The following is a 20,748-nucleotide window of genomic DNA, read 5'->3' on the forward strand; positions in this document are numbered from 1 at the left end:
CTTAGATCTGCCAGTTCACACCGATGAAGATCTGTCGTCCCGCCTGTGGCAGAGCTTCACTCTGGTAGTAGTTTTCATCCAGCAAGTTAGTCGCACGTAGGTAAACATCTAACTTGTCACGAATTAATGGCTGTACCAGATTTACGTCCACTAAGGTGTAGTTATCTAACGACTGCTGTTGATATTGGGTCTGACCGCCAACCTTCACCTGCGTCGCATAGACTTGGTCTAAAATACGCTCCACGTTGAGGTGAACTTGAGTCTCGAGGGGAAACTCGTAACTCATCTGCCAACGTAACTGGTGACGTGGACGATATTGCAAGGCATCTAAGGTATCGTCGCCGTCTATCTCTTCTGAATCGAGAAAACTATAAGAGAAGCTCAGATCTAAGTGCTCAATCGTATGGTTATTGATTTGGAAATCTACCCCTTTGAACTTATAACGCCCCATATTTTGGTAGAAACCATCGACATCCTTGGCGATGTAATTTTTCGCATCAGTGTAATAGCCATAAAGGGAGAAATCGGTACTCGCCGGCAGATTCTGCTCTAAACCCAGCTCCACATGCTTAGACTCTTCGGCTTCTAAATCACGATTACCAGATAGCTGCGAATAAAAGTTCACCATAGACGGGAAACGCACTTTACGTGCCACACTTAAGCTTAAGCGGGAATCTTGCGCCGCCTGCCAATAACTGGAGGCCATGGCCGAATAGTTGCCATCGGTACTATCTGTGGTGTCGAGTGAATGATAAGCGCCACCTAATGTGAAGCCGTACTGCAGCTCAGATTGGTACTGATACTCAGCCGCGGCCGTATATAACCAGGCAGAATCATTTAAGTTCTCGGCGCCGCCGGTGCCAGTTCCACCACCTGTACCTGTTCCACCACCTGTGCCTGTTCCACCACCTGTGCCTGTTCCACCACCTGTGCCTGTTCCACCACCTGTACCTGTTCCACCGCCTGTGCCATTTCCACCGCCGGTGCCATTTCCACCGCCGGTGCCATTTCCACCACCTGTACCTGTTCCACCGCCTGTGCCTGTTCCACCACCTGAACCTGTTCCACCACCTGTGCCTGTTCCACCGCCTGAACCTGTTCCACCGCCATTATTGCTGCCGGTATTAGCCGTATAAGTATCGACGACAGACTTCCAGCTCTGTTTCTCGGCAATGACCGAAGTCGTCAATAAACCCGCAGTATGCAAGTCTGTGATTAACTGCAGATTGACACCTTGCACAACCGAACGTCCATCTTGCGACAGCGTCACCGCCTGATAGGCTTCATCGGCATAGGAGGCTTCTAAGGTATCGCTTTGATTGTGATAGCCAAAGCCACGCAGGGTGAAAGTGTCATCAAACTGATGTGCTAATCCCAGTTGGAAAGTATGCGCGTCATAATCATCAGTGCGTTCAAATTTGAGCTTGCCGCTACCAGTGCCGTCACGGGCGGGCTTTCCCCATTCGCCGCTACGCAGTGCCATGTTGGCAATCAATTGAGTTTTATCAGATAACCAGTAACTGCCTTGGGCATAAACGTTAGTGACTTCTTTATCTGAATTCGCGCGCAATTCGCCGTCTTGGTATTGCGTCGGTTCAAAGTCATTCGACATAGGGAAGCCGTCAGTTTGCTGGCGACTGATACTGACCAAGCCTTGCCAATCCTCACCCGAACCTGCGGCGCTGATATCACCATTAAATGTATTGTCTTTACCCGCTTCGAGGCGCCCAGCCAGAGCTGGTGCCGTGCTGCCCTGCTTGGTAATAATGTTGATCACGCCGCCCGCACCACTTGGGCCATAAAGCACAGATGTGGGGCCGACAGAGACTTCTACCGAGGCAATTTGGCTTGTGGGAATAATACTCGGGTCGAACTGACCATCATCGGCACTGCTCATGGGCACACCATTGACCAATAAGGTCACATGGCGAGTTTTAAAACCACGAATATCAACCCTTGGCGTACCGTCGCCACCAACACGAATGTACACACCCGGCACATTCTTTAAGACTTGGTCTAGGGTTTGCGCTCCGGTTGCGCGGATCTCTTCCTCACTGATGCTCCAATGGGTCGTCGCCATTTCACTGGCTTCTCCGCCGTCACCATGCACGACGATCACTTCATTGATATTGAGTCGCGGATCACGGGCGATTTCATCGGCTTGAACAGTAAAACTAAGACCAATAGCTAAGGCTAAAGATGACACTCTAAAGAGGGTATTCGTGGTAATCATATTATTGTTGTCACGTCGAAAATTTAAGATGTGCCCGCTATTGTGAACCGCGATTATTCTGTCTCAACCGGAAAACGTTTAAAAACCAACCCAGATCGACAAATTGAAACAAAGGGAAAGCGCATGGCGTAACCAAGAGACAAAATGTCCACCAAGGGTGACTTATCCGACAAAAAGACCCACTCAAGTCACATTTTTTAGCAGCGTAAAATGAGACTATGGCGAAAGTCACACGCTGGGGGCTTACATCTTGACACTCTAGACCTTGGCCTTTAATTTGAGCGAAAGATTCTTATTTACAGGCTGAATCAACTAAAGGTAATGACTTGAAAAAGAGTACATTAACCTGAGTCGAATTCATTGACGCTGACAGAGTGACCTTCAGCTTTCGCCTTCATCCCTTATCTTTACTTTGGAGTTCTATTTGCCCGTTCATGCCCTGTCTGAAGACCTTAAGTCTCTCATCGACAAACTCATTCAATTAAAGCAAGTTCCGCCGACGGAGCCGATAGTGCAGTTGTCGCTTAATACTGTCGCTATGCCTTTAATTTCATGGTTGGCATCGCAGACGCAATTTCCGCGCATCTACTGGCATGGGCGCGACAGAATCGAAGAAGTAGCGGCGATTGGGGCATGTAAAGACTTCAGATTTGAAACCGGCATTAACGATCAACAACTGGCCATGGCCTACCAAGAGCAGCGAGCCTTATCGACGAATCAAAATATTCGCTACTACGGCGGCGTTGCCTTCGATCGCACCATAGAATCTTGGCCAGAGTTCGGTAATAGTCGCTTTATCCTGCCGCGCATTGAATTTAGACGCAGCGGAAGCAAGTTTAGCCTGTTGGTGAATCTTAATTTTGCCGAGAATGATCACCATAGCGAAATCGACAAAGCCATCGCCGCTATCGAAGCTGTGATGCCCGCGAAACCACTCTCGCCGCCGAAGAAAATCGTTCCTCTTGGCCGTAGTGACAAGCCTGATTTTGAACGCTGGAAGACCTTAGTGGAGCAAGTGGTCGAGCCAAAGTTCAATCAAGACACCCCAAAAGTAGTGTTATCCCGCTTAACTCAGCTTGAAGTGAACGAATCTATCGATCCTTGGATGGTACTGGCGTGCTGGCAGGGACGTAATCCCAACAGCTTCCAATTTGGCTTTCAATTCAGCCCAGAACGCACTTTTATCTCTTGTTCACCGGAACGTTTATTCCGCCGCCGTCAGCAGGAACTATTCACTGAGGCGCTAGCAGGCACAACGGTACGCGGTCTGAGCCAAGAAGAAGACATTGCGCTGGCGAATGCCTTGTTAGAAGACAACAAGAATAGCGTAGAGAACCAACTCGTTCGTAGCCACATAGTGAATATGCTCACGCCGCTGAGCAATTATGTCGGCGCCGATGAATTAGCGACCATCTTTAAACTGAATCATATTCAGCATTTGCACCGCGCGATTCGAGCCGAATTAAAGCCGGGCGTAAATGATTTTCAACTGTTGCAAGCTCTGCATCCAACCCCTGCTGTGGGTGGCTTGCCGCGACATTCGGCATTGAACTTTATTCGTCAGCGTGAAGGTTATACTCGTGGCTGGTACGCATGTGCCTGCGGTTACTTCAATAAGTATGAGAGTGAGTTTTCGGTGGCTATCCGCAGTGCGTTGATCGAACCGGGTCGGATTAACCTATTTGCTGGGGCGGGAATTATTGCGGGTTCTGAGCCCGAAGCTGAGTGGCAAGAGCTTGAAAATAAACTCGCGACTATCATGTCGATTCTGTTCGAAATGTAATAAGCCTAAGGTCTATTTTTCACCATCAACCCTTCGTTTTTCAAGCGTTTCAAGGTAAAGCCTGTCCTGTTCACCCGAATCAATTAAACGTTTATGTGCAAGGTCAAAATGGTGTTTCAGCATCTGACCTTTTTCAGTATTCGCGAAGGCGAAATAGGTTTCAGCCTTGAGTACGCCTTGAATAATCACAAAATTTTGTGGCGCCTTCAGCTTAGGCACATACATAAGCAAATTAGATTTATAATCCAGCACTGCATCTATGCGCCCTGCATTTAAGCTATTGAGCATAGTCAGCATATCGCTACTTTCTTCGTAGTACATGGGCACGGGAGTCAACATATTGTATCGATAGGCCAACATCGCCTGAACCCTCTTATGGGATAGACTCTCAAGTCCTGTCCAAGTCGCCGCTAACTCGGCGGTCACCGCTACATCGATAGAATCCACTTCAACCGTATTCTCAGTTAACAGCGCCTTTTTAGTATCTCCCTTATAAACGCTGAGGGTGATATCGGTACGATTATGCTCAACCAGATAAAGGCTGCGGGCAAAGGGCATAAACTGCACCTTGAGTTGCCACTCTGGCTCAGGGAAAACCCGCTGAAGTAACTCGAAGTAATAGCCTGTTTCATCACGATTGGCAAAATCATCCCACGATGCCGTCGCTACATTGACGACAATCGGCTGGGCGGCGCAAATGGATACAGGTAACACGGCTAAAAGTAAGCAAAAAATAGCAAAGAATCGTCTCATGGCTATCCTCCTTCGACGTACACAAAGTGTAGAAGAGTTTTCATTCTATGCGTACATTTAAACAGCAGGCTTGCATCTTAAAACTCGAACACTATAATGGCGACCCGATTTCGCCTCGATGCGATCGGTAATGTTCGGTGATATTGTCGTAAACATAATAAATTGAAAATTAGCGGGTTCCCTCACCCCGCCCTACACAACTAAAAAGGCCACATATGTTAATGTTAACCACAGCGCAGCTTCGCCGTGCCTTATTCCTATTAGTAGGATTCCACATACTGATTATTTGCGTCAGCAACTACTTAGTACAATTGCCATTTCAGCTATTTGGTTACCACACAACCTGGGGCGCATTTAGCTTTCCATTCGTGTACTTAGCCACAGATCTCACTGTCCGTATTTTTGGCCAACAAGCCGCACGTAGCATCATACTCAAAGCTATGGTTCCCGCTTTGATGATTTCCTACGTGATGGGAGTCGTGTTCCATCAAGGTAGCTTCCAAGGCGCTGACTCACTTGCAGAGTGGAATACCTTTGTGTTCCGAATCGCCTTCGCCAGCTTTGCTGCTTATTTGATTGGCCAGTTAATGGATATTAAGGTTTTTGCCCGTCTGCGAACGAGCCGCTCTTGGTGGGTCGCGCCTGCAGCATCGACCTTAGTGGGTAATTTGGTCGATACCTTAGTGTTCTTCAGCATCGCCTTTTACGCCTCTTCCGATAGCTTTATGGCGGCCAATTGGCCCGAAATCGCCACTGTCGATTACGGTTTTAAGCTGATCGTGAGCTTAGGTCTTTTCCTGCCTGCCTACGGGGTTTTGCTAAAAGTCTTACAAGACAAGATTTTGCGCACCAATCCGCAAGAATCAATTTCCTGATTAACTCAACTGGCCAGACCTGTTATAATTTGACCAGTTAATAGTTCAGCCCTGCTCCTGTTAACGCGCGATTGGGGCTGATTTTTTATGAGAGCAAGCAATGTATTCTATCGAAATTAAAGCAGAGTCAGGTTTGACTCCCGAGTTAACCACTCAGCTTATCCAACTTAGTCAACAAATCCCTGAACTCGATCGCCCCCTCACCAGCGAAGTGCTAAATCAGCGCTTACAGGGCAAAAAGTGTTTGATTTTAGTTGCGTATGTGGAAGGTGAACTGGCGGGATTTAAACTGGGTTACGAGCAAGAAAATGCCATCTTTTATAGCTGGTTAGGTGGCGTTGCCTCCGACTTTAGACGTTTAGGCTTAGCGCAGAGTCTACTCGAATACCAAGAAACCTGGGCACGCCGTCAAGGCTATAACCATATTCAGGTGAAAACGATGAACCGTTTCCCTGCGATGCTTAATTTGTTGATCAGTAATCAATATTTAATTACCGAGCTCAACGCCGATCCTAAAAGCTTAGTCGACCATAAACTGCATCTACGTAAGTCGATCTAAACCGTTAATGGATGAGAGCGAAACGATATTTGTAAAGATATGCACTTTTTTCAATAAATAGCTTGCAAACACAATTGAGAATGATTATCGTTAACGTGCGTTCCAAAACTCATCTTTAACAACGATGACTGGTAATCGACGTTGTTACGGAGCTCCTGAGTTTGCAAGCACGACATTGCTCACACACACTCTTTGTGGCCGGATTCATCATCCGGCTTTTTTTTGCCTAAAATTCGGTGATGCAAATCCACATAAAGCAGAACTAACAACTACAGCCATATTTTAATGACATATTATCAATCGAATACAACAAACAGCCATATCTCACTCGGCAAAACTAAACCGCTAAGCTAATCGGCAGACATGTCGCTGTAGTTGCCCGCAATATGTAAGCCCTCATAGGGATTGTTTTGCTGATCTTCCTTCGCCTCATGGTACAAGCCTATGGTAAATAATGTGCCTTTACCTAAAGTTGAGCTCACTTCTATCGTGCCACCAATCCGCTTAATAATGCCGTAACTGAGCGAAAGCCCTAAACCAGTGCCATCCTTACGCGTGGTGTAAAAAGGGTCGAAAATCCGCCCTAGCTGCTCTGGTGCTATTCCAGAACCTTCATCTTCCACTTCGATTTTGACGCCAATCGGCATATCTTGCTGTACCCAATCATAGGTTCGCACCCAGATACGTCCTTTACCGTCCATCGCATGCGCCGCGTTTACTACCAGATTAATCAAGACTTGCAGTAACTGCGGTCGATTGACCTGCACTGGAAAACTGGCGTTTAACTCAGTGATCAATACCACTTCTTGTTTCTGAATCGAATGCCGCACTAACACCAACATTTCTTCAATAATGGGGGTAATCGGATGCATTTCTAGCGGGGCGTTAAATTCGCCCGGACGACTGTACTGCAGCAGACTGCGGATAATAGTACTGATCCGTCCCACCTGCTGAATAACGAGATCAATTTCTTCTTTTACCACTTCCGCATTATCGCCAAGTTCGTAGCGCAGTAACTCCATGTTGCCGAGGATAACGGCGGTCGGATTATTGATTTCGTGGGCAATACCCGCGGTCAACTCGCCCAGAGCGGTGAGCTTTTCGTTGGTGACGAGCTGTTGACGCGTTTCATTCAGTAACGCCACGTTACGTTGCAACTCTAAGGTTTTGTCCTGCAAACTGCGGGTACGTTCTTCAACCTTCATTTCAAGCTGCTCTGCCGCCGCTTGGATCTGAGCATTTCGGCGCTGCAGCAGATCGAGCATACTGTCGAACTGCTCGGCCAAGTTCGATAACTCGTTATCCCTATCTAACCCTAAGGCGCCAATACGAATATTGCGCCCCGACTGTACTGCTTGCACCACGTGATGGATACGCTCAATCGGCTGCAACAAGCTATAGGCGCCGCGATAAACCAGCAAGCCCGACACCAACAGCACCAACATTAGAATCGTGCCCAGCTCTATGATATTTAATAAATAATTATGGATAAAAGGCGACTCAGAAAACCCCGTATAGATCATGCCAACACGCTGGCCACGAATATCTTCCAAGGGAGCATAAGCGGATATAAACCAATCGTTAAACACGAAGGCACGATCGACCCATTGCTCGCCTTGGGTTAACACTTTCTCCTTAACTTCCTCCGACACTAAACTGCCCAGCGCGCGACCTTGCGTCTCGTTGCCCGTCGGATAAAAGTGCAGCGGCACGTTAGTGGAGATACGGATGTTATCTAAGAAGATGGTTACAGTGCCGATGGAGCGCTCGGGCAAGGTGCCCTTGTCGTACACCAGATCACGAATGTGGTCGACAATCCGAATGTCACGATTGAATAGAATCCCGCCATCCAGATACCACGCCACTTTACCTTGCATATCAGGCACGGGCAGTAGACTACGGCTCAATAAACCGCGTTCTTCAACGGTTTTTGTCGGGCTCTGCGCCCGCAAAGTCGCGACTATCGGGATGCTCGCTGTGACCGCTAATTCTGGGTCGATGCGTGATAAACGTTCGGGCGGCAACACCATCAAGCCGGAATAAGGTAATAACCCGTTTATCTTTGGGAGGATCTGCCGTAAATCAGGGTCAGCGGCCGCTTCGGCGACAGTGACGAGACGCAGATAATCGAGGTTAAGTTGTTTTTTCTGTTCGAGGAGAAATGCGTCGAGACTGGCTCTGTGGATGACTTCACCAGTTAATTCTTTACCACTGAAAAGTGGCCTAAAATCATTTTGAAAGGTCCAAGACGTTACCACACGTTCGAGTTGCTTTTCTTGGCGAACTTGCACTTGCTGCAAGGTATTTTCGGCAACAGACAAGTCAGCTTTAACCTTCATAAACAGCTGCTTACCTGTGTAACTGATATTCCAGTAAATAGTGATAAACACTAAACTCACCAGTGTCAGCAGAATAGGCAGTAATGTCAGGATTAATATGCGATAGCGCACCTTGGCCTGCATTTGCTGCCAACTGACACCAAAAAAGTGAGTGAAGAATGACACCCTATGACTCCTGATCGCCGCTGAAATCAAACCACTCTTTATACTTACGATCTAAGGTCTTACGCGAAACGCCTAAATCCCTCGCCGCGGCAGACTTATTGCCAGAATGTAAGTCCACAACGCTGGTCACATGGTGTTTTTCGACTTCTTTTAATGGCCAATCCAATGGATAACCCGATGTCGATAAAGACTCACTCTTCAGCTGTTGTTTCCAATATTCCGCAGGCGGCTTGCCCAGCAAAATACAGCGCTCAATCATATTGCGCAGCTCACGAATATTGCCCGGCCACTCGTGTTGTTGCAACTTCACCATGTCCTCATGGCTCCACACTATTTCTCTAACCCCTAATTCGGCGGCGAGTTGACGGGTGAAGTGATGGGTTAACTCGACCACATCTTCGGGTCTGTCACGTAATGGTGGGATTAAAATATCGAGCACATTCAGTCGATAATATAAGTCACGGCGGAAATTCCCCGCATCCACTTCATCAATCAGAGTGCGGTTGGTGGCCGCGATCACTCGCACATCGATGTTCACTTCTTTCTCGCTGCCCACTGGGCGAATCGCTTTTTGCTCTAATACTCTGAGCAATGCCGTTTGCATTTTCAGTGGCATTTCGCCAATTTCATCGAGGAAAATCGTCCCGCCCGAGGCAAAACTGAATAAACCTTCACGATTACCTTTGGCGCCCGTAAATGCACCTGCGGTATGACCAAACAGTTCACTTTCGAGTAATTCAGGGGCGATAGAGCCACAGTTAACTGGGACAAAAGGTCCCTGACGTCCACTGAGTAAATGTAGTTGGCGTGCAACTAATTCCTTACCCGTGCCAGACTCACCTTGGATCAGCACAACCGCATTGGTCGGCGCCACACGTTCGATAATGTGTTTCACCGACTTCATGGCCTCACTGCTGCCAATAATGGTCGATGAGTAACCAATTGAAACCTCACGGCGCAGCATCAAGTTTTCGCGTTTGAGCAGGCGGCGTTCGATACAACGATCGACCGCTGTCATCATCTGCTCAAGGTGGAAAGGTTTCATGATGAAGTCAGATGCACCCGCGCGCAGCGCAGTAATCGCCACTTCCATGTCGGCATAGCCGGTCATAAAAATGATGTCCGAACGACGACCCTGCTCATCTAGCGCTTCATGCCATTCGATACCTGAGCGGCCTGGCAAGCGAATGTCGACGATCAGCAAATCGAAATGGCAGCGGCTACGTAGCTGCTCCGCATCTTCGATACTGCCCGCTGTTTCGACTAAGGCGAATTTCTTCGAGAGTGCCTTATTTAAAAAACTGCGCATTCCGGGTTCATCATCAACAATCAGTACCGATACTGCCGATGGAAGAGGCTTGAGGTTATTATCTATCTGGCTCATATTGTCTGCTTCTGGACATTTTGACTCATTTGCGACCAATTCTAGCACTGAAAATAGATGAATAGGTCACTATGAACCACAGGAAGTAGGTGCTGAGACAATTTGTCTGTAGAGTATTTGTTAAGCTTGGGATCAAGCTCACAAATTAGGTTAAGCTGTGAAGAAAATGACCGCATTCTCAGCTTGGCATCTAATTTGCTTTCAACCGAACGTATTACAATTTACGAGACCTTCCACTCAGTAGGCATTTGAGTTGGAATCCTATTTTTCGCCAAGGAGTACCCATGCTAAACATGAAATCTCATATTAAGTCACTACTGGGCCTAGTTGTTGCAGCCAGTATGTTCACCGTTTTACCCGCTCACTCGACTGAAGTTATCAAATTAGCTACTACCACCAGCACTGAAAACTCAGGCCTATTAAAAGAACTGTTACCTAAGTTTGAAAGTGAATCTGGCTACAAGGTTCAAGTTATCGCCACTGGTACAGGTAAAGCCCTGAAACTGGGTGAGCAAGGTGACGTGGATTTAGTTATGACTCATGCGCCAAGTGCCGAAGCTAAATTCGTCGCCGACGGTTTTGGTGTTGAGCCCCGTGGCATCATGGAAAATGATTTCGTGGTACTGGGCCCTAAAAATGACCCAGCAAAAATCCGTGACAGCAAAAATGCCGAAGAAGCTTTCGCTAAAATAGCCAAATCAGGCGTACCTTTTATCTCTCGTGGTGACAATTCAGGCACTCACATCAAAGAGTTAGAAGTATGGAAAGCGGCAAGTGTGACACCCGATTTCAAAGGTTACACTTCAGTAGGCCAAGGCATGGGTAAAACCCTGCTAATGGCAAACGAAATGCAAGGTTACACTCTGTCTGACCGTGGTACTTTTGTAGCTTACAAAACTAAGCTAGATCTTGGTGTTGATTTCGATGGCGGCAAAACCTTAGCCAACCCATACCAAGTTATCCTGATCAACTCTGCTAAGTACCCAGATCTAAACCACAAAGGCGCTAAAGCGTTCAGTGACTGGTTGATCAGCAAAGAAGGTCAAAGCATGATCAATAACTTCAAAGTTGATGGCGAGCAATTGTTCAAGGCAACTTATAGCGAATGAGCGACGGCTGGCTAGCACTATTACAGCAGGCGTTAAGCCTGCTGTTTTCTTTAGACCCCGACGTTTGGTCCATCATTTCGATCTCGTTTTCGGTATCTTTCGCGGCGCTGCTCATCACGCTGGTGCCTTCTATGGTACTCGGCTTTGTGCTGGCGTTTGCGCCATTTCGCGGCAAATGGATAGTCACTAACTTAGTTCAAACTCTGCAATCCATCCCCACTGTGGTTATCGGTCTGCTGGTCTATTTACTGCTCACCCGCAATGGTCCTCTTGGCGATCTAAAATGGTTATTCACCCAAGAAGGCATGATCCTCGGGCAAATGTTGATCTGCGCGCCCGTACTGATTGCGATGAGCCAAGCCGCCTTTACTAGCGTTGACCGTAGAGCATGGGAAACCTCACGCACTTTAGGTGCCTCTTGGTGCCGCGCCGTATGGACAGTCTGCCGCGAGCTACGTATGCCCTTACTGCTGGCAATTGTCGCGGCGTTTAGTCGTATTCTGACCGAAGTGGGTTGTTCTATGATGGTCGGCGGCAATATTTTAAACGTAACCCGTAACATACCCACAGCTATCGCACTCGAAACCAGCAAAGGCGACTTCGCCCAAGCTATCGCCCTCGGGCTAGTGCTGCTAATCTTGGCCTTGATCCTCAACTTTGCCCTCGGTGGTTTACGTGGCAAAGCCATGCCAAGGAGCCATTAAGCAATGACTAAGGTCAAACTGATCGCCCGTGACTTAGAGATGTCCTTTGGTGCGCGCCTGTTATTCAAAGCGGACGCATTAGCGCTCTGCCAAGGGGATGTGATTTATCTGCAAGGCGACAACGGCACGGGTAAATCGACCTTGATGAAAATTCTTGCGGGCTTGATGGCGCCAACGAAAGGCAAAATTGAGACTGTGGGTTTTGCCCAAAATGCTTGGTGGCGACGCAATCCATTATTAGGTAAAGCAGTTTATTTGCACCAACATCCTTATTTGTTCGACGGCACAGTGGAATATAATCTCACCTATGGGCTGAATTTCAGTTCAGAAACAAAAGCCAAGGCGAAACAACGTATTACCCAAGCGATTGAGATGGCACAACTAGGATCGCTGCTACACGCCAGAGCCAGTAATCTCTCTGGCGGCGAAAGACAGCGGCTCGCCATTGCGCGCGCTTGGATCCTACAACCTAAACTGTTAATGCTCGACGAACCAACCTCCAATATGGACAAGGATTCCCAAGAGCTAGTATTAAAAATGATCCAACAACTCAAACACGAAGGCACAGGTATGTTGTTGAGTAGTCATCAGAATTGCGCGTTAACCTCCATCTGCGAACAGCAGTGGCACATAGAAGGCGAACGAGTGACGACCTCTTATCAACACCCAGAATCTTTGCCAGCACAGGAGTCTTTATATGTCATCGCAAATTGATGCCGTTATTCTCGCCGGTGGCATGGCGCGTCGCATGGGCGGCGACGATAAAGGTCTCGTCGAATTAAACGGCGAAGCCATGATTAAGCACACAATAGACAGAATAAAACCTCAGGTTAAGGAGATCCTGATCAACGCAAATCGCAACCAAACACGTTATGCTGAGTTCGGTTTTAAAGTGATAAGCGATGAACATACTGGTTTCCTCGGCCCTTTGGCGGGAATGATCACCGCAATGGGGCAAACGGATGCAGACTACTTATTGGTGGTGCCCTGCGACTGCCCACTGCTGCCAACCGACCTTGTGCCGCGTATGCTGGCAGCTATTAAGGCTGAAGATGCAGAGATCGCCGTCGCCAGTGACGGTGAATATGAGCAACCCGTCGTCTTACTGTTAAAGCCCAGCTTACGTGACTCGATGAAAGCGTTTCTTGAGGCGGGTGAGCGTAAAGTGGACTTTTGGTATGCCAAGCACCACTTTGTTGTGGAGTCTTTCGCCGACCAGCCCAATGCCTTTGTAAATGTGAATACGCCAGAACAAAAACAACGACTGGCCATGGAAATTACCAAATAGCTAAGGCTCCAATAACCCAAATTAGAGGTGCAAATGAGTAACCCCTTCGTCAATCCGCTCGCTATTCCCGTTCTCGGATTTTGTGCCTACAGTGGCACGGGGAAAACCACCTTACTCAAGCAATTGATCCCCGAACTAAATCAACGTGGTCTGCGCTTAGCCGTGATCAAACATGCGCACCATAATTTCGACGTGGATATTCCCGGCAAAGACAGTTACGAAATGCGTAAAGCCGGTGCGCGGCAAATGCTGGTCGCCTCCCACGTGCGCTGGGCGCTGATGACAGAAGATGCACGCGATGGCGATCCTGAGTTAGTCCATTTGCTCAAGCAAATCGAAGCCGACAAAGTCGATATCGTCCTCGTCGAAGGCTTTAAAAAACTCGCTTTACCTAAAATTGAATTGCACCGCGCCGCCCACGGCAAACCTTTTATCTACACCCAAGATGAAAATATCCTCGCCATCGCCTGTTGCGATGATACTCAGTTGCCAAGCGACGCACTTCCAAATGAGCTGCGCCGACTCGATCTCAACAATGTCAGCCAAATTGCCGACTTTGTCATTGAGTATGCCCAAAACTGGGAAGCGCCACTCCAATACCCGATTTCAGCCGTGGATGCCTGCACCATAGGCGACAACAAAAACCTCACCGTCAGCCAAGGTTTAGCGCAGATTCTATTCCATGTCTCCCCCGTGGCAGAGGTCGAAGAGATTGACTTAGATGCCTTAGATAACCGCGTACTGGCCAGCGACAGTATTTCTCCCGTCGACGTGCCGCAACAAACCAATTCGGCGATGGATGGCTACGCCTTTGTCTATCAAGACCCCATGCCTGCTACCTTAAAACGGGTGGGTGAGGTCCTTGCCGGTCATCAATATTCGGGCACGCTTAACGTCGGCGAAACTGTGCGAATCATGACGGGCGCGACTGTGCCCGTGGGTGCCGATACAGTGCAGCCCCGTGAACTAGCGAAAGAAGTCGACGACAATGTTAGCTTCGACGGTCGTATTCTGGCGGGTCAACACGTTCGCCTCGCGGGGGAAGATATCGCCCGAGGCCAAGTCGCCCTCGCCAAAGCCACTCGCCTAAGCGCCGCCGAACAAGGTTTACTGGCTTCACTTGGGCTCAATCGTTTGAATGTTTATCGCCGCCCAACCGTTGCCGTGTTCTCCACCGGCGATGAAGTGAGCCAACCTGGCGAAGCACTCAAAGCCAACTGCATCTATGACTCAAACCGCTTTACCATCAAAGCGATGGCGAAACGTCTTGGTTGTGATGTTATCGATTTAGGCATTATCGAAGATTCTGAAACCGCGCTCGAAGCGACGCTGGCTAAAGCCGCCACCCTTGCCGATGTTGTCATTAGCTCTGGCGGCGTGTCAGTCGGTGATGCGGATTACATTAAAACCGTACTTGCCCGCTTAGGCAAAATCGATTTTTGGCGGATTAGCATGCGTCCGGGTCGGCCACTCGCCTTTGGTAAAATCGGTGATAGCTTATTCTTCGGACTGCCGGGCAACCCAGTGGCGGTAATGGTTACTTTCCAGCAATTTGTGCAGCCCGCTTTGCGAAAATTGGCAGGTGAAGTGAACTGGCAAGCGCAGCTATTCCCCGCAATAAGTGATGAAACACTGCGAAGCCGCCAAGGCCGCACCGAATTTATTCGCGGGATTTATCAACTTGGCAAAGATGGACGCCTACACGTGAGCAGCACGGGTAACCAAGGTTCCGGAATGTTAAGTTCAATGGTCAAAGGGAATTGTCTCATCATCATAGGCGATGATGCAGAAGCCGTGAATGCAGATGAAACTGTGTTTATTCAACCCTTTGCGGATCTGCTTTAAGATCCAGTGAGTTTTTATGAGTCTAATGGTGGATTCCTTTGGCCGTAAGGTCGAATATTTACGGCTCTCGGTCACCGACCGCTGCGACTTTCGCTGTGTCTATTGCATGACGGAAGATCCCTGTTTTCTGCCAAAGGACCACGTACTCCACCTCGAAGAATTAGCTTGGATTGCCCAAGCTTTTACCGAGCTTGGTGTGACTAAAATTCGCCTGACTGGCGGCGAGCCCTTAGTTCGCACCGATTGCGATCAGCTAGTGAGTCTGCTTGGCAAACTGCCTGGGCTGACAGATTTGTCCATGACCACCAATGGTTCAAGGCTGACAAAATTCGCTAAGCCCATGTTTGCTGCAGGATTAAAGCGCCTCAATATCAGCCTAGATACCTTAAACCCCACATTGTTTACCCAGTTAACACGTAACGGCAAGTTAGACAGAGTCATCGACGGTATCGATGCCGCCATTGCGGCGGGCTTTGAACGTATCAAGATTAATGCAGTGATTTTAAAACAACAGAACGATAATGAAGTCATTGATTTAGTTGATTTCTGCCGTGGTCGCCGTTTAGATATCGCCTTTATCGAAGAAATGCCACTTGGCGAAATAGATGAGCGTAAACGCGCCCGTCATTGCAGCAGTGATGAAGTCAAAGCCATCATAGAAAGCCGCTATCCGCTGCAGCTATCGAGCAAACGCACTGGCGGCCCAGCGCGGTATTACACTATGGCCGACAGCCCAATCCATATCGGTTTTATCTCACCCCACAGCCACAACTTCTGCCACGAATGCAATCGAGTACGCGTCACAGTCGAAGGCCAATTATTGCTGTGTTTGGGCAATGAGCATGCTGTTGATCTCAAAAGCATAGTCAGGGAATTTCCAGCAGATATTGAGAGACTTAAAGCCGCTATTCTCGCGGGCATTAACCTCAAGCCTAAGCAACACGACTTTGGCAATAATCAGGTACAAATTCTACGTTTTATGAACGCCACTGGCGGTTAAGCATCCCCCCTCAATCGCTTAAGGGCTAGCATCTCAATTTTGCCGTGATAAACTCGAAGCATCACCCCATACTTAGCGTCACACATTTCTATGGCCTTAACTCGTAAGCAATGGAATAACGTCATTATTGTCGCCTGTGTCTTTATGGTCGCCGTGCTGACTTTTATGGATAACAAGACCAATAATGTTCCGAGTGATGCTCAGCTGCTATTTGACGATAATGCGCCGCTTTCACAGCTGCAACTCAATGGGATGTGGCTGCACAAGCAAGCATCACAATGGGAGTGCGACACTACAGTCCTCAACTGTGATGAATGGGCTAAAGCGTGGCAAACCATACGGGTGTCTCCCTTAACGGCTGCACCAGAAACCACAGATAATCCACAAGAATTAGTCATCCAGATAGCAGATATCCGCGATGCTCAGCTGTGGATCTATTTCCCCAATGAAGGCGCCTTAAAGTCTCCCGCAGGCAATTGGTATTTAGTGCCTCCGAGTTTACGAGCTAAACTGCAACCGATCCTCGATGCGAAACCCGCAGCTTAATGCCGCCCCATTTTACTTAAGATAAGAAAGAATCCATGCCGGAATTACCAGAAGTTGAAGTCACCCGTCAGGGTATTGCACCCTTCCTTGTCGAGCAAACCGTGGTTGATCTTGTGATCCGCAATGGTTCGCTGCGCTGGCCAGTGCCTGACATCGCCAAACAAATTATCGGCCAAGTCATACGCCAAGTGCGTCGCCGTGCTAAGTATCTGTTAATCGACACTGATGCGGGCACTAGCATAGTGCATTTAGGCATGTCGGGGAGTTTACGGATTTTGCCCCACGATACCCCAGTGGAAAAGCATGACCATATCGACTTAGTGCTCGCCAACGGCCGCATTTTACGTTTTAACGATCCGAGACGATTCGGCGCTTGGCTATGGTGTGAACTCCCAGAAGAAGCGCATCCATTACTCGCCAAACTGGGGCCAGAGCCACTGACCCATGCCTTTAATGTCGCACAATTAGCGGCAGCTTTAGCGGGCAAGAAAAAGGCCATCAAGCTCTGCCTGATGGATAATCATATCGTGGTGGGAGTGGGTAATATTTACGCCAATGAAGCCCTGTTTGCGGCGGGCATTCATCCAGAAGCCGAAGCAGGTAAAATCGATATCGAGCGCTTGACCGTTTTAGTTGCCGAAGTGAAGCAAATCTTAGCCCACGCCATTAAGCAAGGCGGCACTACGTTGAAAGACTTTACCAATGCCGATGGCAAGCCGGGCTACTTCGCCCAAAAACTGCATGTCTATGGTCGCGGCGGTGAAACCTGCACCAGCTGCGGTAACTTATTAAGTGAAATCCGTTTAGGTCAACGCACCACAGTATTCTGTGGCATTTGCCAGACACGCTAACTATCACTCGCTAATAGCCGTAAAAATGCCTGCAATTGCAGGCATTTTATTCTTTATATTGGTTACTCTTTTAACCAGCGCCCCGGATGATCAGTAAAGTAACGATATTCACGTTTGGGCTTTTCGCACTGCGACTTTAGCTCAGTGGCCGATAACAAAATCCACTCATCACGATGGGCCATTCCCATGCTCTTACCGCCTTTAATATCGAAACAACTCAGCTCAGCCCCGCTAGGCACTAATAAATAACGTTGTTTATTTTCCTGCATCCATTGCCATGCATTACGCTCTTGTTCCTCAACCGAAGCAAGATAACTAAAGTGCGTCACACTCATGGGAGAGAACAAAATAAACTGCTCTTTAAAGTTCACTAGGCCTAGCTCAGCGTCCTCGCCAATCACCTCCGCCGTATGCAGCATCAAGCTTCTAGGAGTGCGCATTTCATCGAGCATAGAATACCCCCAAGTACTGATCAGCCCCCAGCCTAAGGCAGAGACAATCCCCATCTTAACGAGAGCAAACTGTTTACGGGCGAGCCAAAGCAGCAGGAACCAGAGCAGACCAAGCAGGATAAATAGGTAGCCAATACCCGTTAAATCATCAGTATAGTCGGCAAGGGCTTTGACTAATGCGGGATGGTGAATAAGCGCAAGCACACCCGCCAGCAAGACTACTCCACCTAAAAACCACAGTAATCCGCTGACGAGTTTTTCAAACCACACTTTAGGCGCAACACCCGTTAACACCGCTGAGGCCGCCAGCGCCAACATAGGCAAAGCCGGCAGAATATACACATTACGCTTACCCGGACTGATACTGAAAAACAGCACCACAAGTGCCACCCAAATCAACAGAATTGCAATAATAGGATCGGCCTTCACCTTCTGCACCCATTGTTTCCAGTAAGCAACCACCAGCAGCGAAATAGGGAACCACATCCAAGGAATGACACTTAAGACAAAGAAATACCAAGGCTTAATATGATGCCAAGCGTTGACATAACGCTCACCGGTTTGCTTAAACAAGATGTTATTTTGATAAGCAACAAGTTCAGGCGTGCCATGGGCTTGCACTGTCAGCACCATGGGCACCAACCAGCAGGCAATCACGGCAAGCATAGCCAAAGGCCCAGCAAGACATAACCAAGTTAAACGACCTTGAAAACGGCTTTTGTCTTTAACGGCATAAATACCAATAGGGATCAGCATTAATAAAGGCAAAAAGCCGACGCCCTTAGTGATCACCCCTAGCCCCATAAATCCCCAGCCAACAAAATACCAACGCCAATGGGGACCGAGCATAAAGTGGCGGATCAAGCCGTAGCATCCCACAGTAATCCAACACATCACCATAGCATCGATCTGGGCATTTTTAGCCTGCATTAAAAACTGCGGCACAATTAACAGTAACAGCGCGGCATTTCGGCCAACACGTACATTCCACAATCTGGCGCCAAGATCGTAAACCAGGAACACAGTCAGCAGGCCGCACAAGGCGTTAGGGAGGAGGAAAGCGAGCTTAAGGGAACCCGTCAGCTGGTAAAATAGCGCGATAGCCCACATGAATACCGGGGGTTTATCAGGGTAGTACTCGCCGCCACGGGTAGGAAATAACCATTGTCCCGAAGACACCATTTCCCGTGCGACTTCCACAAACCGCGGCTCATCTGCAGGCCAAGGGGATCGAAATCCCACTCCCACCAGCAAAATCAGCAAGCTTATCAAGAGCAAAGGCCAGAGTACTTGGTAGTAATCCTGACTATTGAAACGGCGACTAAGAGCTTCCATCCTGAATCCTTATGCTTCGATTTCCAATTCATCGACCTGTTTACGCAGGCTTGAACGGTACAAATACGCGCCAATCACGCTTGATAGGATAAATAATCCGATACTAATCCCTAGCTGATGATGATCCGATAAACCTATACCCGCGCCCGCAAAGCTAAAAATCAACATCTGCGGTAAATAGCCTAATACGCTGCCCAGCATAAAGCCACGCGCAGGAACATGAGTTGCACCAGCAAATAGATTGGTGAGTAAATTACTGCCGACGGGCAGTAAGCGTATCATCAGCACTTTCAACCAGGTTTTGTCGCTGATAAGAGCTTCAAATTTTTGCAACCTACGGCCAAAGCGGCGCTGTAAACTGCTGCGGATAGTTAATCTCGCCACATAAAAGGCCAGTACACAGCCCAGTAAGGCAGCTAGGGTCGAAAACAACCCACCATAGATGCCACCCAAAGCAAAACCAAAAACAAAGGCGATGACTTGTCTTGGACCACCCACAGCGGTAAACAAGGCACCAATAGCTAACAACACTAAAAATGCAAACCTGCCTTTATCAGCAATAAAATGCGCGACCCAGTTGCTATCGGTAACGTGCTCGAATAATCCCTGTTGGGCGGCAAGCATCAACACCAACAAAATACAGACGATAAATATCGCCTTATAGAATCGCTTCATTTTAGTCGCGCCAGTTCGATTCACTGCGTGCAACCTTGGCAACTTTAGCTCTACGACCTAGCCAGATCACCCCCACAATATCGACGATACCAACCCAGACGCGATTCCAAGCTGTGTACTTAGAGATACCCACTTGACGATCCCTATGATTCACCACCGAAATAAAAATCTCACCACCCATACGACGCACTAAAGCAGGAATATACCTGTGCATATGGTCGAAATAGGGCAAGCGAAGGAAGGTTTCACGGGGAATTAACTTAAGGCCGCAGCCCGTATCAGGCACGCCATCGTGCAGAAGCGCATCGCGAACCTTATTCGCAAAGCGAGACTGGAATCGCTTCCAGGCCGTGTCTTTACGATTTTTACGGTAGCCCGCAATACAGAAGTGCTCGGCTTGGATCTGAGGCAACTGGGCAAACATGGCAGGAATATCGGCGGGATCATTTTGACCATCGGCATCTAAGGTCACAATATATTTGCCGCGCGCATGTAAAACGCCAGTCGAAATGGCGGTACTCTGCCCTGTGCTACGCTCATGGCGAATCGCTTTCGCATCACATTGCTGTTCAGCTGCGGTACGCATCACTTCACCAAAGGTATCATCTTGACTGCCATCATCGACGACAAGGATTTCAAACTCAGTCAAACCTTGGAGGGCTTGGCATATCTCTTCGATCAGGGGGCCAATATTGCCCACCTCATCTTTAGCGGGGATCACAATAGAGATCAATTCAACGCTCCACAACTTTATGACAAAAAATACGGTACCACATAATTATTGCAAAATTAAAATCTGGAAAAATAGGGATGATTGGCAAAAAAAACACTAATTCAGAATTATAAACTGGC

18 protein-coding genes are annotated in these 20,748 nt (G+C 48.3%); 11 read left to right on the top strand and 7 right to left on the bottom strand.

All coding sequences use genetic code 11. The features are described from left to right. Position 1 precedes the first annotated feature (1 nt). On the bottom strand, positions 2-2,233 hold the full coding sequence (locus DYH48_RS21280) for a TonB-dependent receptor plug domain-containing protein (RefSeq protein ID WP_115335867.1): 2,232 nt from the start codon (positions 2,231-2,233) through the stop codon (positions 2-4). Positions 2,234-2,657: 424 nt separating this feature from the next. Here DYH48_RS21280 and DYH48_RS21285 point away from each other — a divergent pair, with 424 nt between their 5' ends. Next, the gene (locus tag DYH48_RS21285) at positions 2,658-4,016 is read left to right on the top strand and encodes an isochorismate synthase (RefSeq protein WP_115335868.1); all 1,359 of its coding nucleotides are present in this window, start codon (positions 2,658-2,660) and stop codon (positions 4,014-4,016) included. Positions 4,017-4,028: 12 nt separating this feature from the next. Here DYH48_RS21285 and DYH48_RS21290 read toward each other — a convergent pair whose 3' ends face one another. Next, complete coding sequence (locus tag DYH48_RS21290) at positions 4,029-4,769, bottom strand: substrate-binding periplasmic protein (RefSeq protein WP_006079406.1); 741 nt, start codon at positions 4,767-4,769, stop codon at positions 4,029-4,031. A 215-nt stretch (positions 4,770-4,984) separates the two neighbouring features. Here DYH48_RS21290 and DYH48_RS21295 point away from each other — a divergent pair, with 215 nt between their 5' ends. After that, complete coding sequence (locus tag DYH48_RS21295; RefSeq protein WP_012588938.1) at positions 4,985-5,644, top strand: 7-cyano-7-deazaguanine/7-aminomethyl-7-deazaguanine transporter; 660 nt, start codon at positions 4,985-4,987, stop codon at positions 5,642-5,644. 100 nt (positions 5,645-5,744) lie between these two features. Then, positions 5,745-6,203, top strand: a complete 459-nt coding sequence (locus DYH48_RS21300; protein ID WP_115335869.1) for a GNAT family N-acetyltransferase — start codon at positions 5,745-5,747, stop codon at positions 6,201-6,203. 350 nt (positions 6,204-6,553) lie between these two features. Here DYH48_RS21300 and DYH48_RS21305 read toward each other — a convergent pair whose 3' ends face one another. Both DYH48_RS21305 and DYH48_RS21310 read right to left on the bottom strand, forming a co-directional pair. Then, positions 6,554-8,707 (bottom strand): sensor histidine kinase, encoded by a 2,154-nt coding sequence (locus tag DYH48_RS21305; protein ID WP_115335870.1) that lies wholly within the window; start codon positions 8,705-8,707, stop codon positions 6,554-6,556. Position 8,708: 1 nt separating this feature from the next. Continuing rightward, on the bottom strand, positions 8,709-10,091 hold the full coding sequence (locus DYH48_RS21310; protein ID WP_115335871.1) for a sigma-54-dependent transcriptional regulator: 1,383 nt from the start codon (positions 10,089-10,091) through the stop codon (positions 8,709-8,711). 284 nt (positions 10,092-10,375) lie between these two features. On the opposite strand from DYH48_RS21310, the gene DYH48_RS21315 reads away from it, so the two are divergent. From DYH48_RS21315 to mutM, 8 genes are all read left to right on the top strand, one after another. Further along, positions 10,376-11,200 carry an ABC transporter substrate-binding protein gene (locus DYH48_RS21315; protein ID WP_006079399.1) on the top strand — a complete coding sequence of 275 codons (825 nt, stop codon included), beginning with the start codon at positions 10,376-10,378 and terminating at the stop codon, positions 11,198-11,200. Continuing rightward, positions 11,197-11,904 carry an ABC transporter permease gene (locus tag DYH48_RS21320; protein ID WP_006079398.1) on the top strand — a complete coding sequence of 236 codons (708 nt, stop codon included), beginning with the start codon at positions 11,197-11,199 and terminating at the stop codon, positions 11,902-11,904. Before DYH48_RS21315 ends, DYH48_RS21320 begins: the two co-directional genes overlap by 4 nt. Before the next feature lie 3 nt (positions 11,905-11,907). Continuing rightward, the gene (locus DYH48_RS21325) at positions 11,908-12,618 is read left to right on the top strand and encodes an ABC transporter ATP-binding protein (RefSeq protein WP_115335872.1); all 711 of its coding nucleotides are present in this window, start codon (positions 11,908-11,910) and stop codon (positions 12,616-12,618) included. Then, positions 12,602-13,192, top strand: coding sequence for a molybdenum cofactor guanylyltransferase MobA (mobA, locus tag DYH48_RS21330; protein WP_071940244.1), 591 nt, complete (start codon positions 12,602-12,604; stop codon positions 13,190-13,192). Before DYH48_RS21325 ends, mobA begins: the two co-directional genes overlap by 17 nt. A gap of 33 nt (positions 13,193-13,225) precedes the next feature. Beyond that, positions 13,226-15,037, top strand: coding sequence for a bifunctional molybdopterin-guanine dinucleotide biosynthesis adaptor protein MobB/molybdopterin molybdotransferase MoeA (locus DYH48_RS21335; RefSeq protein WP_115335873.1), 1,812 nt, complete (start codon positions 13,226-13,228; stop codon positions 15,035-15,037). A 16-nt stretch (positions 15,038-15,053) separates the two neighbouring features. After that, on the top strand, positions 15,054-16,037 hold the full coding sequence (moaA, locus tag DYH48_RS21340; protein ID WP_006084726.1) for a GTP 3',8-cyclase MoaA: 984 nt from the start codon (positions 15,054-15,056) through the stop codon (positions 16,035-16,037). Positions 16,038-16,127: 90 nt separating this feature from the next. Then, entirely contained in the window at positions 16,128-16,583 is a 456-nt protein-coding gene (locus DYH48_RS21345; protein WP_006084727.1) for a hypothetical protein, read from the top strand. A 35-nt stretch (positions 16,584-16,618) separates the two neighbouring features. After that, on the top strand, positions 16,619-17,434 hold the full coding sequence (gene mutM / locus DYH48_RS21350) for a bifunctional DNA-formamidopyrimidine glycosylase/DNA-(apurinic or apyrimidinic site) lyase (RefSeq protein ID WP_071940241.1): 816 nt from the start codon (positions 16,619-16,621) through the stop codon (positions 17,432-17,434). Between the two features lie 62 nt (positions 17,435-17,496). Here mutM and DYH48_RS21355 read toward each other — a convergent pair whose 3' ends face one another. Genes DYH48_RS21355 through DYH48_RS21365 form a run of 3 tightly spaced genes read right to left on the bottom strand, consistent with a single transcriptional unit; the run spans position 17,497 to position 20,629 of the window. Then, entirely contained in the window at positions 17,497-19,221 is a 1,725-nt protein-coding gene (locus DYH48_RS21355; RefSeq protein WP_115335874.1) for an ArnT family glycosyltransferase, read from the bottom strand. Positions 19,222-19,230: 9 nt separating this feature from the next. Next, complete coding sequence (locus DYH48_RS21360; protein WP_115335875.1) at positions 19,231-19,896, bottom strand: TVP38/TMEM64 family protein; 666 nt, start codon at positions 19,894-19,896, stop codon at positions 19,231-19,233. 1 nt (position 19,897) lies between these two features. Beyond that, positions 19,898-20,629 (bottom strand): glycosyltransferase family 2 protein, encoded by a 732-nt coding sequence (locus tag DYH48_RS21365; RefSeq protein ID WP_115335876.1) that lies wholly within the window; start codon positions 20,627-20,629, stop codon positions 19,898-19,900. Positions 20,630-20,748: the final 119 nt, after the last annotated feature.

The organism is Shewanella baltica (assembly GCF_900456975.1).
Lineage (GTDB): Bacteria > Pseudomonadota > Gammaproteobacteria > Enterobacterales > Shewanellaceae > Shewanella > Shewanella baltica.

What these genes read in the sequence shown, in the direction of transcription:
- DYH48_RS21280 (WP_115335867.1), bottom strand. Translation starts at nt 2,233, where the DNA reads ATGATTACCACGAATACCCTCTTTAGAGTGTCATCTTTAGCCTTAGCT.
- DYH48_RS21290 (WP_006079406.1), bottom strand. Translation starts at nt 4,769, where the DNA reads ATGAGACGATTCTTTGCTATTTTTTGCTTACTTTTAGCCGTGTTACCT.
- DYH48_RS21295 (WP_012588938.1), top strand. Translation starts at nt 4,985, where the DNA reads ATGTTAATGTTAACCACAGCGCAGCTTCGCCGTGCCTTATTCCTATTA.
- DYH48_RS21300 (WP_115335869.1), top strand. Translation starts at nt 5,745, where the DNA reads ATGTATTCTATCGAAATTAAAGCAGAGTCAGGTTTGACTCCCGAGTTA.
- DYH48_RS21310 (WP_115335871.1), bottom strand. Translation starts at nt 10,091, where the DNA reads ATGAGCCAGATAGATAATAACCTCAAGCCTCTTCCATCGGCAGTATCG.
- DYH48_RS21315 (WP_006079399.1), top strand. Translation starts at nt 10,376, where the DNA reads ATGCTAAACATGAAATCTCATATTAAGTCACTACTGGGCCTAGTTGTT.
- DYH48_RS21320 (WP_006079398.1), top strand. Translation starts at nt 11,197, where the DNA reads ATGAGCGACGGCTGGCTAGCACTATTACAGCAGGCGTTAAGCCTGCTG.
- DYH48_RS21325 (WP_115335872.1), top strand. Translation starts at nt 11,908, where the DNA reads ATGACTAAGGTCAAACTGATCGCCCGTGACTTAGAGATGTCCTTTGGT.
- mobA (WP_071940244.1), top strand. Translation starts at nt 12,602, where the DNA reads ATGTCATCGCAAATTGATGCCGTTATTCTCGCCGGTGGCATGGCGCGT.
- DYH48_RS21335 (WP_115335873.1), top strand. Translation starts at nt 13,226, where the DNA reads ATGAGTAACCCCTTCGTCAATCCGCTCGCTATTCCCGTTCTCGGATTT.
- moaA (WP_006084726.1), top strand. Translation starts at nt 15,054, where the DNA reads ATGAGTCTAATGGTGGATTCCTTTGGCCGTAAGGTCGAATATTTACGG.
- DYH48_RS21345 (WP_006084727.1), top strand. Translation starts at nt 16,128, where the DNA reads ATGGCCTTAACTCGTAAGCAATGGAATAACGTCATTATTGTCGCCTGT.
- mutM (WP_071940241.1), top strand. Translation starts at nt 16,619, where the DNA reads ATGCCGGAATTACCAGAAGTTGAAGTCACCCGTCAGGGTATTGCACCC.
- DYH48_RS21355 (WP_115335874.1), bottom strand. Translation starts at nt 19,221, where the DNA reads ATGGAAGCTCTTAGTCGCCGTTTCAATAGTCAGGATTACTACCAAGTA.
- DYH48_RS21360 (WP_115335875.1), bottom strand. Translation starts at nt 19,896, where the DNA reads ATGAAGCGATTCTATAAGGCGATATTTATCGTCTGTATTTTGTTGGTG.